Origin of the sequence: Stenotrophomonas sp. SRS1 (assembly GCF_026130205.1) — a bacterium.
Classification (GTDB): domain Bacteria; phylum Pseudomonadota; class Gammaproteobacteria; order Xanthomonadales; family Xanthomonadaceae; genus Stenotrophomonas; species Stenotrophomonas rhizophila_B.
Genome location: NZ_JAINFD010000002.1, coordinates 891,860 through 906,950, shown reverse-complemented (window position 1 = coordinate 906,950; position 15,091 = coordinate 891,860). Strand labels below are relative to the sequence as shown.

The following is a 15,091-nucleotide window of genomic DNA, read 5'->3' as shown; positions in this document are numbered from 1 at the left end:
AAAACACCCGGCACGGGCACTCCGCTCATGCCGTCGCGCCGCCTGTTCGTACAGGGCGTCGCTGCCGGCGGCGTGGTCGCCGGCCTGGCCGCCACCGGCCTGAGCCCGCGTGCGTTCGCCGCCGCCGGCCCCGGTCTTGCCGGTGCCCCGCAGGTCCTGAGCAGCCATGACGTGCAGCTGAGCATCGGCGAATCGCTGGCCAACTTCACCGGCCACACCCGCCCGGCGATTACCGTCAATGGGAGCCTTCCGGCGCCGATCCTGCGCTGGCGCGAAGGCCAGACGGTCAACATCCGCGTGGCCAACACGCTGCAGGCCCACCCCACCTCCATCCACTGGCACGGCCTGCTGCTGCCGGCCAACATGGATGGCGTGCCCGGCCTGAGCTTCAACGGCATCGCCCCGGGCGATGCCTACCAGTACCGCTTTACCCTCAAGCAGTCCGGCACGTACTGGTATCACAGCCATTCCATGTTCCAGGAGCAGGCGGGTCTGTACGGCGCTCTGATCATCGACCCGCTGGAACCGGCGCCGTATCACGCCGACCGCGAGCACGTGATCCTGCTCTCGGACTGGACCGACCTGGACCCCGGCGCGCTGTTCCGGCGCATGAAGAAGCTCGCCGAGCACGACAACTACTACAAGCGCACCCTGCCCGACTTCCTGCGCGATGTGCGCAAGGACGGCTGGGCCGCGGCCACCGCCGACCGCGGCATGTGGGGCCGGATGCGGATGACGCCGACCGACATCTCCGACATCAACGCCCACACCTATACCTACCTGCTCAACGGAACCGCCCCGGCCGGCAACTGGACCGGGCTGTTCCGCAGTGGCGAAAAGGTGTTGCTGCGCTTCATCAACGGCGGCTCGATGACCTATTTCGACGTGCGCATCCCTGGCCTGAAGATGACCGTGGTCGCCGCCGATGGCCAGTACATCCACCCGGTCAGCATCGATGAATTCCGCATCGCCCCGGCCGAGACCTTCGATGTGATCGTCGAACCCAGCGGCCAGGACGCGTACACGATCTTCTGCCAGGACACGGGCCGCACCGGCTATGCCGCCGGCACGCTGGCGGTGCGCCACGGCCTGCAGGCGCCGATCCCCGCGCGCGACCCGCGCCCGCTGCTGACCATGAGTGACATGGGCCACGACATGGGCCATGCCTCCAACGGGATGGCGGGCCACGACATGAAGGGCATGGAAGGCGGCTGCGGTGCCAGCATGGGCCACGGTGCACACGGCACCGATCCCAAAGCGCCGCGTCACCCGGCCAGCGAGCAAGGCAACCCGCTGGTGGACATGCAGAGCATGGCCACCGCGCCCAAGCTGGATGATCCTGGTATCGGCCTGCGCGACAACGGCCGCAACGTACTCACCTACGGCGCGATGCGCAGCCTGTTCGACGATCCCGATGGGCGCGATCCCGGCCGCGAGGTCGAGCTGCACCTGACCGGCCACATGGAAAAATTCAGCTGGTCCTTCGACGGGATCCCGTTCGCCAGCGCCGAACCGCTGCGCCTGAACTACGGCGAGCGCATGCGCATCGTGCTGGTCAACGACACGATGATGCAGCACCCGATCCATCTGCACGGCGTGTGGAGCGATCTGGAAAACGCGGCCGGCGAGTTCCACCTGCGCAAGCACACCATCGACATGCCGCCCGGCACCCGCCGCACCTACCGCGTCCGTGCCGACGCACTTGGGCGCTGGGCGTACCACTGCCACCTGCTGTACCACATGGAAGCGGGCATGATGCGCGAAGTGAGGATCGAAGAATGAGCCGCTCACCTCTCACCGTGCTGTCCGCACTGAGCGCCGCCCTGCTGCTGGCGTTGGCCGCACCGGCCTGGGCACAGTCGCATGCCGGCCATGCCACGGCGCCGACCACGACTGATGCATCACCGGCGGATGACCGCCCGATGGATCACGGCAGCATGGATCACACCAAGATGGACCATTCAACGATGGACCACGGCAGCGCTGATCACAGCCAGATGGACCATTCGAAGAGGGACCATGGCAGTACCGATCACAGCCAGCTGGACCATTCGACGATGGATCACGCCGCGATGGGGCATGGTGTGCCGAGGGCGCCCGCGCCCACCGAGCCGCTCGAACCGATTCCGGCCGTGACCGCCGCCGACCGGCTCGCCGCGTTTGCGCCGATCGACCACGGCGCGATGGAGCATGCGCCGGAGATCCATAGCCTGCTGCTGGTCAACCGGCTCGAACACTGGGATGGCCAGCACGGCAGCGGCCAGGCCTGGGAGGCCAGCGGCTGGGTGGGCGGCAACATCCACCGGCTGTGGGTGCGTAGCGAAGGCGAGCGCAGTGACGGCCGTACCGGATCGGCCGATCTGGAAGTGATGTATGGGCGCAGCGTGTCGCCGTGGTGGGATGTACTGGTCGGCGTGAAACAGGATTTCCGGCCGGCCGATTCACGTACCTGGGCGGCGTTCGGCATCCAAGGCCTGGCGCCGTACAAGTTCGAGACCTCGGCCACGGCCTATCTAGGCGAAGGCGGTCAGTTGGCGGCCACGGTCGAGGTGGAATACGAGCTGCTGCTGACCAACCGGTTGATCCTGCAGCCGCTGCTGGAAGCCACCTTCTCGGCCAACGACGAGCCCTCGTATCGCAACGGCGCGGGCCTCAACAAGGTCGAAGCCGGGCTGCGCCTGCGCTATGAATTCAGCCGCCGCTTCGCACCGTACATCGGCATCAGCCACGAGCGGTTGTTCGGCGATACCGCCGACTACCACGAAGCAGCCGGCGAAGGTGCGCGCGATACCCGCTGGGTGGCGGGCGTGCGGGTCTGGTTCTGATCCGGCAACCATGACAGGTTCCGGGTACCGACGTACCCGGAACTACGGCCGACCCCAGACGATAGCGTAAGCTGCCGGCCCCACCTGCCTGCCTTGCGCCATGACGTTGACCATCCGCCGTGCCACCGTCGCCGATGCCGCTGCGCTGTCGGCGATCGCCATCGCCACCTACACCGAAACCTTCGGCGATTCCTACCCCCCGCAGGACCTGCGCGATTTTCTGGACAGCCATTACGCGGTCGAACCGCAACGCCGCGAGCTCGCCGATCCACGCAACGCGGCGTGGCTGCTGGACAACGGCGAACGTGTGGTGGGCTATCTCGCCGCAGGCCCGAACAGCCTGCCGCATGCCGAGGCCAGCGAGGGCGATATCGAGCTCAAGCGACTGTACGTGCTCGCCAGCCACCAGGCGGGTGGTCACGGCGCGCGCCTGATGGACGCGTTCCTGGCATGGCTGGATCAACCGCAGCGGCGCACGCTGTGGATCGGCGTGTGGTCCGAGAATCTGGGTGCGCAACGCTTCTACGCACGCTATGGCTGCCGCAAGGTGGGCGAATACGATTTCCCGGTCGGCGAGAGCGTCGACCGGGAGTTCATCCTGCGCCGCGCCTGAGCGCAGCGCAGGCATGCATCAGAAGTCGAACAGGTCCGACAGGAAGCTCTCTTTCTTCTTCTTGCGGTAGCCGTGCTGATCGCCGTACTGCTGCTGGCCCAGATGGCGTGTATCGCGGTGCTGCACGGCGGCCGGCGGCGGCGGAGCAGCAGCGCGTGCCGGGGCGGGCGCAGGCGCTGCGGCACTGGCGGAGCGCTCGATGATCTTGTCCAGTTCACCACGGTCCAGCCACACGCCACGGCACTGCGGGCAGTAGTCGATCTCGATGCCCTGACGCTCGGACATCTGCAGCGCTTGGGTTTTGCATACGGGGCATTGCATGGGCGGTAATCCAGGGGGCAAAGCCGCACTCTAGCCGGTCATACCTGACCGTGGTGCAACGCGGCCATGACCGATGGCCCCCCGACCAATGCCCCATGCTGCCGCTGCGGCCGTGCCCAACAATCCGACCAGTCCCTGGATATGGAGCGTCCCATGTCGTCCCTTCGCCTGCCTGCGTGGCTGGCCGCCTGTGTGCTGGTGCTGACCCTGGCCGTGTCGATCAATCTGCGCGACCTCGCCGCGTGGCTGGGCACGCCAATTTCGACGCTGCCAATTCCCTATGGCGGGGCCATCCTCGACAACGGCCTGGGCGTGCTGCTGGTGCTGGCCGTGGCTGCACTGCTGCTGCGCCCCGGGCAGCGCCTCCACGCGCTGCTCGGGTTGCGCTGGAATGGCTGGCAGGGCCCGGCGCTGGCCCTGCTGGCGACCCTGCCGTGCTGGCTCGGCCTGTGGTGGCTGGGCGGGGTGAATCCCACCCAGGACCTGCTGGCCCTGCTGATGCTCGGGGTGTTGTTCCCGCTGGCCGAGGAGATCATTTTCCGCGGCTTCGGTTTCATCTTCGCCCACCGCCAGCAGCGCTGGCCGTGGCTGGCCGCTGCGCTCGTGCAGGCGGTGGTCTTCGGTGCGATCCACTGGTGGTCGTTCGGCGGCGGCGGGGGCATGGCGCTGCAGGTGTTCGCCATCACCGGCATCGGCGGGCTGGTGTTCGCCTGGCTCAATACGCTGGACGATTACACCCTGTGGAGCGGACTGGCCCTGCACGTGTCGCTCAATCTGGCGTGGAACGTGTTCGCGATCACCGAGGCGACTGCCGTCGGCTGGCCGGCGACGGTGCTGCGCCTGTCGGCGGCGGGCCTGGCGGTCGGGCTGGTGTGGGCCTGGCAGCGCCGTCGGAAACGTTCACTCGCCCTCGCCTGACCCGCGCCAACGCGGGCAGCACGGCCGGTTCACCGGGCATTTCGGCAGCGTCAACGATCTCCTCACCAGCGCCCCGCGATAATTGCGCGCCCCTCTCCGGGGGAAAGCCGGAACCACGCTCCATGTTGTTGTCCAAGCACCATCCCGAACCGCGCGTGCTGTTGATCGAAGACACCGAAGACACCCGCGAGCTCAGCCGCATGGCCCTGGAAAGCCAGGCCTGCGAAGTCGTGGCGGTCAGCTCCGCCGAAGCCGCGCTGGGCCTGCTGCAGGCCGGCGAGCGCTTCGACCTGGTGTTCACCGATGTCTGCCTGGGCGCAGTGAGTGGCATCGAGGCGGCGCATCGGGTCAAGCAGGAACAGCCCGGGCTGCCGGTGCTGGTCACCTCGGGCCTGGAGCCCTCCGTGGTGGTGCCGCAGCTCGGTCCCGGCATGCATTTCCTGCCCAAGCCCTACAGCATGAGCGAGCTGCTCGACGCGATCCGTGCCTGCTTCCAGCAGCCGCTGGCGGCCTGCGCCTGAGGCGAGTCGCCTGCGTCGGTCGGCGGCCGTCCGAGCGCGCCGCTGAGTGACCTTCATCCGGATTTCATGTCCGCGTGGCCATCGTCGGTGCCGGGAACGGGGGTCTCCCGCTTTCCATACGATGCGACACGCTCCTTTTCCTTGCCGGAATCGACGACATGCTCTTCCGTATGCTGCTGGCTACACCCTTGCTGTTGATGCTGCCGTTGGACGACGCGCGCGCGGATGACGTCGTCACCTGCGAGAGCCGCGACAATCGCTATCAGTCCTGCACCCTGCCTCGCGCCGGCTACGTCACCCTGGACCGCAAACTGTCCGGTGCGGACTGCCGTCAGGGCCGCAACTGGGACTACGACCGTCGTGAGGTCTGGGTCGACGATGGCTGCCGCGCCTCGTTCCGTGTACATGGCGACAGCGATCGCGATGACCGCCACGACAAGGACAACCACGACGCCAAGGTCGCCGCCGGCGTTCTGATCGGCGCGGCGATTCTCGGCGCGTTGGCGCACAACGCCGACAAGGATGATGCGCGCTACGACGATGACAGCTACCAGGGCGCCCGGCACAGCTCGTATGTCCCCGGCTGGATGATCGGCGAGTTCGAGGGCTACAACCCTACCTTCAACGCCGACATCCGCATGCGCATCGACAGCGATGGCCGCATGAGCGCACAGACACGTGGCCAGACCTTGAACGGCTGGATCAACGGCGGCCAGCTCAACGTCGGCAGCAGTGTGTTCGACATCAGCCAGAGCCGCGATGGCTTTGTCACCACCGAAGTGGGCGACCGGCAGAACGAAGTGCGCTACCGCCGCGTGCGTTGAGCGACGCGGCGGTGATCGTCATCCCCTGGCGAGCTGGCACTGCAGGGTGGTGCCGTAGAACTCCAGCGTGGTCTGGTCGTTGTGGGTGCGCAGGTCGACACCTTCGCGCCCCCAGCGACCGCCGTTGTTGTCGTCCTTGGTGACCGGCACCGGGAACACGATGGCCTGATCCCTGCCCCAGCTGACCACGGCCGCGGTCGGGTCGATATCGTTGTAGAACACGGCGGTCACCGGCTTGCTGTTGTCATCACAGCGGTACTCCACCGTCGCGGGTACCTGGATGCCGCCGCCATTGATGGTCAGCTCGACCAGCCGGGTCTGATAGGACTCCACGAGACAACGGTGCGGATCCACCGCGCGCGAACAGGCATCACGCCCCTTGATCCAGCCCCGCTGTTCGGCCGCGATGTCCAGCTCGTCCGGGCTGGTCTGCACCCGCTTGTAGAGCGCGGCCAGCTGGCGATCCAGCGCGGCCAGGCGCGCGTCGCCGCACACCAGCGTCTCCGCCTCGGACTGCGCCTTGGCGCAATCGAACGACGGCGGCTGCAGGGTCGGGCTGGCGGGGGCGGCGGGCGCGCTGGCAGCGGGGGCCGACGTGGCCGGCGCGGCAGGCTCTGCCGGAGTCGCGGTATCGGACGGCGCCGGCTTGGAACAGGCCGCGAGCGCAAGCGCCCCCACACCCAGCAGGACGAAACGGTTCATGGCACCTCCAACATCGATCAACGAATGACTGGCTATTGTGCCCCCGTAAGCGGTTCTGCGGTGTGCACAGGCAGACCGCTCGTGGGCCACGCCTGCATCTCTGCTCACCGTCATTCGAGGACAACCGATTGCCGCGCACCCGCAGGATGCCCCGGCGACGCATGCTGCGCACCGGGTTGCCGCCCTGCCCCGGGTCACCTACGCTCCATGCCCGAATCGATCCAAGGACCATGCTCCGGATGAGTGGCAGCCCGTTTTCTTCTCTCACGCGACGACTGGCATGGCCGGCGCGTGCGCCTGCCCAGAGACCGCTGGGCGCGGCCCTCCTCGTGTTGTTTCTGGTCGCCTCACCCGCACGTGCCGATGACATACCGCCGCAGTTCATGGCGCAGTACGAAGCCACGCGCGATTACCTGCAACTGCTGCAGCAAGCCGACGCCGACAAGGCACCGGAGCAGCTCGACAGCCCACGCGCCATGCAACTGCTGGCGGCGGTGACCAACAAGACCGACGTCCTGGCGCCGGACTACGCGACGGCGGACCTGGGTCTGCTGACCAACGCGTGCCAGTACGGCGTAACGCTGTCCACCCGGTTGATGCAGTTCGGCATGGGTGCGATGCCAGCAGCCGTGCTCCTCCATTCCGGCGAGCAGGCCCGCCAAGGCAACCACAACGCCGAGCGCTTCCAGGCACAGCTGGGCCTGCTGCTGCCGTACCTGCTGCAGTGCGGTGCACGGATGCAGCCACTGGTGGATGCGTGGCTGACCGTTGCAACGCCCGCAGAGCTTGCCGGTCTGGGACCGGGCGGCACCGACACCCTTCGCCGCAATGCGCAACGCCAGTATCTGGAGATGCTGGAGGTGATGCGTGCCCAGGCGGCGGGCAGCACGCTGAAGCGGACCCTGGTTCGTGCGCTGGCGGAGACGGCAGCGCCTTACGCGCAGATGCTGCAGCCCGCGCAACGGCAGCCGGTGCGCGACGCGTTGAAGGAAGCGCTGGAACAGGTGGACCCAAGCGACGTTGCGCTCCTGCAGCAGGCCATTGCCGGGTTCAGCACCGACCATTGCGGGACACTCTGCCAATTCTGATACATCGACGGCCGCGTCCACCAACTCGGCGCCTCGGATGAAGGGACGTTGTGGACCAGCAGCGTCGTGGGTGGTCACACCCACGCGGTGTAGCACTTGGTCATGAGACTACCCTGACCCGATGCTCATCCCAGTGCGACCCTCGAGTAACAGCGGCAGGTCCACGATGGTGCTGCGACATCACGTCGCCTTGGAGTCACCCATGTCCAACATGCAGAACAACGAAAACAACGTGAAGAATGCGGCCAACGCCCCGAACGCGCCGCAGTCCGACCAGGAACGCAAGGACGCACAGGCCAAGCAGCAGCAGAAGCAGGAACAGGACACCAAGAAAGCGCCTGATGCTGGCAACAAGCCGCAGCAGAAGTAAGTTTCCTCTGCTACTGGATTCCCTCTGTTACAGGGTGGGGCTGCGCAACCGCGCAGCCCTGACAGGTTTACCTGGCTCGCAGCAACGCCATCACCGCATCGCGTGTAGGGACAGCTCGAGGCTCGTCATGACGCCGGTCGGCACGTCATCGTCCAATACCCACGCACTGCCTGCGACAGACGCGTTGATCACGTCCAGCACCGAGGGTGCGAGGCGAACGCCTTCCCCGATCGCCACCAGCATCATCCGGCGGTAATACAGCACGCCATCTTCCACCAGGCATGATCCGCCCAGACGCAATCGTCGCCCGGTGGCGTCTTGCAATACGATGTTCATGGTGTGTCTCCGTGTCGGCCTGCACTGGTGTGCGCACGCCTTCTTCTTGATCTGTGATGACGGCGGCGGACGCCGGCCGTCGCGTTGCCGTGGCGGCAACTGCGCCAGGCGGATGAATCAGGGATCACGCTCGCGCAGCGTGGCCAGCTGCTGGCGCATATCGTCCCAGCACAGCCGCGTCTCCCGCAGCAGGTTGCCGAGGGTGCGGCGTGCCTGCCCGGACAGTGCGTGGTGGTGGACGGTGGCTTCCATCGCGCGAACCAGACGGGCTTCGGCCGCATGGCTCTCGCTCACGTACTGGATGCCGGCATCGCCGAGCACCGCACCGAACCACCCGAACCCACCGCGCACATGCCCTCCGAGCGTCCCATGCAGTGCCGGCTGTCCGCCAGCGCGACGCACCAGCGTGGTGACCTCCGTGACGACCTTGGTCTTGGACGCGGCCATGCGCATCATCAGCGCGCTCAACGTCGGATCCGTTACCTGCACGCCCGCGACGGCCCTGGCGTATATGCCGTGACCATCGCGCGCAATGCTGATGATCTGATTGAGCCCGCGTACCGCTTGGCCGTTATTGTCGGTATTCATGACACCGCTCCGTGGAATCGCAGATCCCACTGTGGCCCGTTACCGTTTGATCCTGCGCCTGCGTGGGGGAGGATTGTGTGAGGGGGGATCGATCGCCCGCTACACTACGGCCGCTGCAGGATCCGCAGTGTTGATGGCCGCGCTGCGCATGGAACGAAGCTACTTCTCCACCCTGCTCGCCCTGATCCTCCATCAGATCGATGCCGCCTTCTGGCGCGAGTGGGAGATGTTCCTGCTACCCGGCGGCGTTCAGGGCTTCGTGGTGTTCAATCTGATCGCAGTGGGCATCCTGCTGGTCGGCTACCGACATGTGGTGCTGCAAACCAGCAAGGCGCGCGGTTACGCGCTCCTCTGCGCCGCGCTGGGCCTGGCCACGTTCGCCATCCACGTTGGCTTTGCCGCGTTCGGGCATCGCGCCTTCCACCTGCCGTTGTCGATGGCGGTCATTCTCACCTGTCTGGTCTCGGCGCTTTGGTTGCTGCGCTCGATACGTACCGCCACGCGGACTGCAACCCGGTGAAAGCGGCCAGCACCGTCGCAAAGACGAGTGCCGTCTGCAGAACATCCATTCCCATTGCCATGCCGCCGCCCCGCATCGACCCGCCGTGTACCCACCGCATCACACGGAAACGGGCCTGCGGCGCTCAAGGTCTGGAGGGGTAGCGTGCGCGTGGGAGCCATCCGTGGGCATCGGTCACTTCCTCGCTGGGCGTCGGGGAAACGCGCATGAGGCTGTGAGAATTCCTACGGGCTAGAGACGCGCACCCTGCGTGGCACCATGTTCGGTGGTGTCGTCGTACTGTTTATCGCGCGCGGCGTATTCATCGAGAACCGCTTGCCCGATACGGTTGAGTTCCTCACCGAGCTGCGGGCAGCGCATCCCACCGCCAACTGCCGCGAACCGCCGCTGGATTTCCTCGGCAGCTTGACCGGGATGGGCTGCATGGCCGTCTTCGTGCACCCGCAACGCCTGGCTGTAGCGCGCCCACTCCTGTTGCAGCGACGCAGGCGCTGTATCGGCGGCGGTCCAGCGCGGCAGCACCATGGTGGCCCTCACATCCACGCGCAGCTTGCCGATTCTGCAGCCGCCCCCTCGCGGGGCGTAGTCGTAGTTCCAGCCAACTTGCCAGTCCACGTGGCCGTGATGGCGCGCGCCGTCCTTGCCGACGGGCCCGCGCGCATTCTAGGACGCGCGCAGTTCCTGCAGGTTGCCGCCCTGCACGTCGTAGTAGGTGATCGTCAGATCCTGCGCGGCCCCCGCATCCAGGGCGATCAGGGCAAGGGCCATTGCAGCGCCATGCAGGATCGCGCGACGACGGGAGGCAGACGGGGGATGTGGGAAGTGGTTGCTCACGACGCGTTCCATGCGGAGGGAGGGGGGCTTCATGCGATCCGGGCAGAACCGGAGACATGAAAAAGGCGACCTCGCGGTCGCCTTCATCATGGATGCAGTGGTGGGCCGTGATGGATTCGAACCATCGACCAAAAGATTAAAAGTCTTCTGCTCTACCAACTGAGCTAACGGCCCATTGCATCCCCGACGTGACGCCGGGGGTGCGCATTCTAACGCATCTTGGCGCTCATGCGTACCCGTCCAGCATCACACGTAGTGGGTCGGGTCCGGCACGCCGGCATCCGTGAAACCCTGCGCACGCAGGCGGCAGGCATCGCAATGCCCGCAGGCGCGGCCCAGGTCGTCGGCGTTGTAGCAGGATACGGTCAGGCCGAAGTCCACGCCCAGCCGGACGCCCTCACGCACGATGTCGGCCTTGCTCAGGAACTGCAGCGGTGCATGGACCTGGATGCCCGCCCCTTCCACGCCGGCCTTGGTGGCCAGGTTCGCCAGCGCCTGGAAGGCCTGGATGAACTCGGGGCGGCAATCCGGGTAGCCGGAGTAGTCCACCGCGTTGACGCCGCAGAAGATGTCGTTGGCGCCCAGCACTTCGGCCCAGCCCAGCGCGACGGACAGCATGATCGTATTGCGTGCCGGCACATACGTGACCGGGATGCCCTCGCCGCCCGCTTCCGGGACGTCGATGTCATCGGTCAGGGCCGAGCCACCGATGCTGCGCAGATCGACATTGACGGTCTTGTGGGCGACCGCGCCGAGCGCGCTGGCGACGGCGGCGGCGGCGTCGAGTTCGGAGGTGTGACGCTGGCCGTAGCGCACGCTCAGGGCGTGGACGGCAAAACCCTGCTCGCGGGCGATGGCAACGACGGCGGCGGAGTCCATGCCGCCGGACAGGAGGACGACTGCTTTTTTCATGGGGGAGTTTCCGGTGGTTTGCGGGGAACCAGCACGCTGTCCCGCGCCGGACGTCTTTACTGATGGTGGGGCGTGGTCGATGGCAAGCGCAGCGCCGTAGCACTGCAGCCGGCATTACCTCCCGGGCTCGTCATTCCACAACAGCTTGTGCAGCTGCATCTGGAAGCGCACCGGCAGGCGGTCGGCCACGATCCAGTCGGCCAGCTCACGCGGGCTGACCTCACTCTTGCTCGGCGAGAACAGCACCATGCTGCGCTCGTTGAGGCGGTGCTCGCGGACCATGCCGCGGGCCCATTCGTAATCCTCGCGGCTGCACAGGACGAACTTGATCTGGTCGCGCTTGGTCAGCAGCGGCAGGTTCTCCAGGCGGTTGCGGGCCATTTCGCCGGAGCCGGGGGTTTTCAGGTCGACCACGCGCGACACGCGCGGATCGACGGCGCTGACATCCAGCGCGCCGGAGGTTTCCAGCGAGACGTCCAGGCCGGCGTCGCAGAGCTTCTCCAACAGCACCAGGCAGCGCTTCTGCGCCAGCGGCTCGCCACCGGTCACGCAGACGTGGTGGACGCCCTGGGCGAGCACCTCGTCCACGATCGCGTCGATGTCCCACCAGGTGCCGCCGTGGAAGGCGTAGGCGGTATCGCAATAGGTGCAGCGCAGCGGGCAGCCGGTGAGGCGCACGAACACGGTCGGCCAGCCGGCGGTATCGGCTTCGCCCTGCAGGGACAGGAAGATCTCGGTGATCTTCAGTCGCGGCAGCGGGGACTGCACGATCTCACTGGGGAGTGCGGCGGCAGCGGACAGGGTCGTGGTCATGGCGGTGATTCTTGGGGGACGGCTTCGGAAACGACAACAGCCGGGCATGGCCCGGCACGGGGACCGGGCAGCGCCCGGTTGGCGATCCATCAGTATACCGGGCCCGGCCGCGACAGCGGCCCGGGGCGGGTTCAGCGGATCTGCTGACCCAGCCGGATCGACTGCAGACGGTCCTGCGCGGTGCGCGCGGCGTCGGAGCCGGGATACGTGGACACGACCTGTTCGAGGGTCGCCTGGGCCTGGTCGACCTTGCCTTCGCCATACTGGGAAAGGCCGATCTTGAGCAGGCCACCGGACGCCTTGTCGTGGGTCGGGTAGCGCGAGATGAGGTCGCGGAACTGCGCCTCAGCCAGCGGGAAATTGCGGGTGGCGTAATAGCTCTCGCCCAACCAGTACAGCGCGTTGGGGGTATAGACGCCGTTGGGGTACAACTCGAGGAAGCTCAGGAACAGCTGCGCCGAGTCGTCGTACTTGCCGGCCTTGAGCGAATCGAAGGCGACGTTGTAGGCGGTGCGTTCGTCGCCACTGGCAGCAAGGCTGCCGGCATCGCCGTGCACGGTAGGTGGCCGCTCGGAAGCGGCCGTTGCCGGTTTCGGGGGTGCTGCGGGGGCAGGCGCGGCTGCGGCCGGGGCGGCGGGAAGCACGGGGGCTCCACCTTCCAGGCGGTTCAGGCGGCTGTCCAGATACAGATACTGGTCTTTGGCGGTCTGCTTGAGCTGCTCATTGTCGTGCTGCAGCTGCTCGACCTGCGACTGCAGGGCCTGCAACTGGGTACGCAGCTGATTCAGCTGATTGAGCATGTCCATGTTGGACTGGTTGTTGTTCGCCTGCTGCTCAAGCGCGCCGACGCGGTCGGCCAGACTCTGCCGCTGCGCATTGGCCGGTGCGGCAGCCACGAGGGCTGCCGCAACGATCATCGATAGAAATCGAAAGCGCATCTATTACTGAGCCGTGTACACGATCTCGACGCGACGGTTCTGCGACCAGCAGGACTCGCCCGACTCGGTGCAGACCGGGCGCTCTTCACCGTAGGACACGACGGTCAGCTGCGAAGCCGAGCCACCGTTGGCCTGCAGTGCCGAGGACACGCCGTTGCCACGACGCTCGCCCAGAGCCTGGTTGTAAGCGCGCGAACCGCGCTCATCGGTGTGGCCCTGCAGGGTCATGCGCGAGGACGGACGGTCACGCAGGTACTTGGCGTGGCACGCCATGATGGCCTGGAACTCCGGCTTGACGCTGTCCTGGTCCAGATCGAAGTACACCACGCGCTGGCGCAGGCAGGAATCGGTATCCAGATCACCCGGACCGTACAGGCCCGAGGTCGACGGGCCGGTCGGAGCGGTGGTGCTGCCGGTATCAACCGGGGCAGCCGGCACTTCCTTGACCTTCTTGGAACAACCGGCCAGGGCGGCCACGGACAACAGGGAGACAAGCAGAACGCGGGTGGTCTTGTTCATGGCGATACCTTTGAGGCTCCTAAAGCCGGATGAGGGATGAATACGGAGAAATCTTAACACTCTGTTAGCGCTTTGTACGGTATGGCGACCAAGAAGGCTCACGAACGTCGCCATCCGCCAACACCAGTCGCTGGCGCACGCGCGCATCGGCCGATACGGCATACAACACGCCACGGCCACCCTCACGGGCGGCGTACAACACCATGCTCGCGTTGGGCGCGAAGCTCGGCGATTCATCCAGCGATCCTGGCGACAGCGTGCTCCAGCGGGCCGAGCCGGTGCTGCTGTCCATCATCGCGATCTTGTAGGTGTTGCCGCTGCCCTGGGCAACCACCAGCTTCTTGCCGTCATAGGACAGGCTCGGGGTGGCGTTGTAATTGCCCTGGAAGGTCACGCGCGAGGCACTGCCGCCGCTGGACGCCACCTGGTAGATCTGCGGGCGGCCACCACGGTCGGAGGTGAAATAGACGTTGGAACCGTCTGCGCTCCAGGTCGGCTCGGTATCGATGGCGAAGTGGTTGGTCAGCTGGGTCAGCTGCTTGCTGCCCAGGTCCATCACGTAGATCTCCGGGTTGCCGCTGCGCGACAGCGACAGCGCCAGGCGGCGGCCGTCCGGGGAGAACGAGGGCGCGCTGTTGATGCCGCGGAAGCTGGTCACCAGCTCACGGGCGCCGCTGGAGATGTTCTGGATGTAGATCGCCGAGTTGCCACGCTCGAAGCTCACGTAGGCCAGCTTGTTGCCGTCCGGGCTCCAGCTCGGCGACAGCAGCGGCTCGGCCGAACGGACGATGGTCTGCGGATTGAAGCCATCCGAGTCGGCCACCATCAGCGCATAGCGCATGGCGTCGCCCTTGCCGCTGGCGGTGACATAGGCAATGCGGGTCCAGAAGGCACCGCGCACACCCGTGATCTTTTCGTAGATGGCATCGGCCATCTGGTGGGCGACATCGCGCATCGCGTTGCCGCGGGCGGTCATCGCCAGGCCGAGCAGGCGCTCGCCCTTGGGCACGTCGTACAGCTCGTACTCGACGCGGTAGGCGCCCGCACCGGCGTCCATCACGCGCCCAACCACGACGTAGTTCTGCTTGAGCGCACGCCAGGTCGCGAACTGGATCTCGCTGCCACGGGTCGGCTTTTCGACGATCTGGGCTTCCGGCAGATTGCGGAACTGGCCCGAACGGTCCAGGTCGGCGCGTACCACGGCGGCCACATCGGTCTGCGGTGCACCGGCCGAGCCCTGGTAAGGCATGGGGACAACGGTGATAGGCGTGGCGGAGGCGTTGCCGCCAATGATGTCGATATCCAGCCCCTTCTGCTGCGCCACGGCAGCGAAGGGCAACAACAGGGCCGCAACAACGGCAAGCCAACGAGGCATTTTTTTCATGGAGCGCTCAATAGGGAGGAAACCAGAACGAGGGATAACAGGACGGCGGTGAACAGTTTCGCAAT

Annotated in this window: 19 protein-coding genes, 1 tRNA gene and 1 pseudogene; 9 read left to right on the top strand and 12 right to left on the bottom strand. The window is 66.4% G+C overall.

Annotation, left to right across the window (positions count from 1 at the left end; translation table 11 throughout):
- The first annotated feature begins 27 nt into the window (after positions 1 to 27).
- The 3 genes from K4043_RS09705 (at position 28) to K4043_RS09695 (ending at position 3,438) form a co-directional block, all read left to right on the top strand.
- Positions 28 to 1,782: a copper resistance system multicopper oxidase gene (locus K4043_RS09705; RefSeq protein ID WP_265309153.1), complete on the top strand. Its 1,755-nt coding sequence runs from the start codon at positions 28 to 30 to the stop codon at positions 1,780 to 1,782.
- Complete coding sequence (locus K4043_RS09700; RefSeq protein WP_265309152.1) at positions 1,779 to 2,825, top strand: copper resistance protein B; 1,047 nt, start codon at positions 1,779 to 1,781, stop codon at positions 2,823 to 2,825. Before K4043_RS09705 ends, K4043_RS09700 begins: the two co-directional genes overlap by 4 nt.
- A 100-nt stretch (positions 2,826 to 2,925) precedes the next feature.
- On the top strand, positions 2,926 to 3,438 hold the full coding sequence (locus tag K4043_RS09695; RefSeq protein WP_265309150.1) for a GNAT family N-acetyltransferase: 513 nt from the start codon (positions 2,926 to 2,928) through the stop codon (positions 3,436 to 3,438).
- Between the two features lie 18 nt (positions 3,439 to 3,456).
- On the opposite strand, the gene K4043_RS09690 is transcribed toward K4043_RS09695, so the two are convergent.
- Entirely contained in the window at positions 3,457 to 3,759 is a 303-nt protein-coding gene (locus tag K4043_RS09690; RefSeq protein WP_123730409.1) for a zf-TFIIB domain-containing protein, read from the bottom strand.
- 153 nt (positions 3,760 to 3,912) lie between these two features.
- Between K4043_RS09690 and K4043_RS09685 the strand changes: the two genes are divergently transcribed.
- The 3 genes from K4043_RS09685 to K4043_RS09675 all read left to right on the top strand — a co-directional run bounded on the left by K4043_RS09685 (position 3,913) and on the right by K4043_RS09675 (position 6,022).
- Complete coding sequence (locus K4043_RS09685; protein WP_265309147.1) at positions 3,913 to 4,677, top strand: CPBP family intramembrane glutamic endopeptidase; 765 nt, start codon at positions 3,913 to 3,915, stop codon at positions 4,675 to 4,677.
- Positions 4,678 to 4,799: 122 nt separating this feature from the next.
- Positions 4,800 to 5,198, top strand: a complete 399-nt coding sequence (locus K4043_RS09680) for a response regulator (RefSeq protein WP_123730407.1) — start codon at positions 4,800 to 4,802, stop codon at positions 5,196 to 5,198.
- Between the two features lie 158 nt (positions 5,199 to 5,356).
- Complete coding sequence (locus K4043_RS09675; RefSeq protein ID WP_123730406.1) at positions 5,357 to 6,022, top strand: DUF3011 domain-containing protein; 666 nt, start codon at positions 5,357 to 5,359, stop codon at positions 6,020 to 6,022.
- Positions 6,023 to 6,040: 18 nt separating this feature from the next.
- Here K4043_RS09675 and K4043_RS09670 read toward each other — a convergent pair whose 3' ends face one another.
- On the bottom strand, positions 6,041 to 6,724 hold the full coding sequence (locus K4043_RS09670; RefSeq protein ID WP_265309143.1) for a lysozyme inhibitor LprI family protein: 684 nt from the start codon (positions 6,722 to 6,724) through the stop codon (positions 6,041 to 6,043).
- Positions 6,725 to 7,053: 329 nt separating this feature from the next.
- Here K4043_RS09670 and K4043_RS09665 point away from each other — a divergent pair, with 329 nt between their 5' ends.
- A complete protein-coding gene (locus tag K4043_RS09665; RefSeq protein ID WP_265309142.1) occupies positions 7,054 to 7,812 on the top strand; it encodes a hypothetical protein in 759 nt (252 codons plus the stop codon).
- Between the two features lie 202 nt (positions 7,813 to 8,014).
- Positions 8,015 to 8,182 (top strand): hypothetical protein, encoded by a 168-nt coding sequence (locus K4043_RS09660; RefSeq protein ID WP_265309141.1) that lies wholly within the window; start codon positions 8,015 to 8,017, stop codon positions 8,180 to 8,182.
- Between the two features lie 90 nt (positions 8,183 to 8,272).
- Here K4043_RS09660 and K4043_RS09655 read toward each other — a convergent pair whose 3' ends face one another.
- Positions 8,273 to 8,518, bottom strand: coding sequence for a hypothetical protein (locus K4043_RS09655; protein ID WP_123730403.1), 246 nt, complete (start codon positions 8,516 to 8,518; stop codon positions 8,273 to 8,275).
- Positions 8,519 to 8,635: 117 nt separating this feature from the next.
- Positions 8,636 to 9,106 (bottom strand): PA2169 family four-helix-bundle protein, encoded by a 471-nt coding sequence (locus tag K4043_RS09650; RefSeq protein ID WP_265309140.1) that lies wholly within the window; start codon positions 9,104 to 9,106, stop codon positions 8,636 to 8,638.
- 133 nt (positions 9,107 to 9,239) lie between these two features.
- On the opposite strand from K4043_RS09650, the gene K4043_RS09645 reads away from it, so the two are divergent.
- Complete coding sequence (locus K4043_RS09645; RefSeq protein ID WP_260232255.1) at positions 9,240 to 9,626, top strand: DUF6713 family protein; 387 nt, start codon at positions 9,240 to 9,242, stop codon at positions 9,624 to 9,626.
- A gap of 231 nt (positions 9,627 to 9,857) precedes the next feature.
- Here the strand turns inward: K4043_RS09645 and K4043_RS09640 are convergent.
- The 8 genes and pseudogenes from K4043_RS09640 to tolB form a co-directional block, all read right to left on the bottom strand.
- Positions 9,858 to 10,274: pseudogene (locus tag K4043_RS09640) on the bottom strand (DUF922 domain-containing protein); the annotation flags it as partial.
- Between the two features lie 15 nt (positions 10,275 to 10,289).
- Entirely contained in the window at positions 10,290 to 10,460 is a 171-nt protein-coding gene (locus K4043_RS09635; protein WP_265309139.1) for a hypothetical protein, read from the bottom strand.
- A gap of 98 nt (positions 10,461 to 10,558) precedes the next feature.
- A tRNA-Lys gene (locus K4043_RS09630) sits at positions 10,559 to 10,634 on the bottom strand.
- A 72-nt stretch (positions 10,635 to 10,706) separates the two neighbouring features.
- Positions 10,707 to 11,372 carry a 7-cyano-7-deazaguanine synthase QueC gene (gene queC / locus K4043_RS09625; protein ID WP_265309138.1) on the bottom strand — a complete coding sequence of 222 codons (666 nt, stop codon included), beginning with the start codon at positions 11,370 to 11,372 and terminating at the stop codon, positions 10,707 to 10,709.
- A gap of 114 nt (positions 11,373 to 11,486) precedes the next feature.
- A complete protein-coding gene (gene queE / locus K4043_RS09620) occupies positions 11,487 to 12,185 on the bottom strand; it encodes a 7-carboxy-7-deazaguanine synthase QueE (RefSeq protein ID WP_259259409.1) in 699 nt (232 codons plus the stop codon).
- A 131-nt stretch (positions 12,186 to 12,316) separates the two neighbouring features.
- The gene (ybgF, locus tag K4043_RS09615) at positions 12,317 to 13,123 is read right to left on the bottom strand and encodes a tol-pal system protein YbgF (protein ID WP_123730399.1); all 807 of its coding nucleotides are present in this window, start codon (positions 13,121 to 13,123) and stop codon (positions 12,317 to 12,319) included.
- Positions 13,124 to 13,126: 3 nt separating this feature from the next.
- Entirely contained in the window at positions 13,127 to 13,642 is a 516-nt protein-coding gene (pal, locus tag K4043_RS09610) for a peptidoglycan-associated lipoprotein Pal (RefSeq protein ID WP_121039134.1), read from the bottom strand.
- Between the two features lie 64 nt (positions 13,643 to 13,706).
- The gene (tolB, locus tag K4043_RS09605; protein WP_123730398.1) at positions 13,707 to 15,026 is read right to left on the bottom strand and encodes a Tol-Pal system beta propeller repeat protein TolB; all 1,320 of its coding nucleotides are present in this window, start codon (positions 15,024 to 15,026) and stop codon (positions 13,707 to 13,709) included.
- Between the last annotated feature and the right edge of the window lie 65 nt (positions 15,027 to 15,091).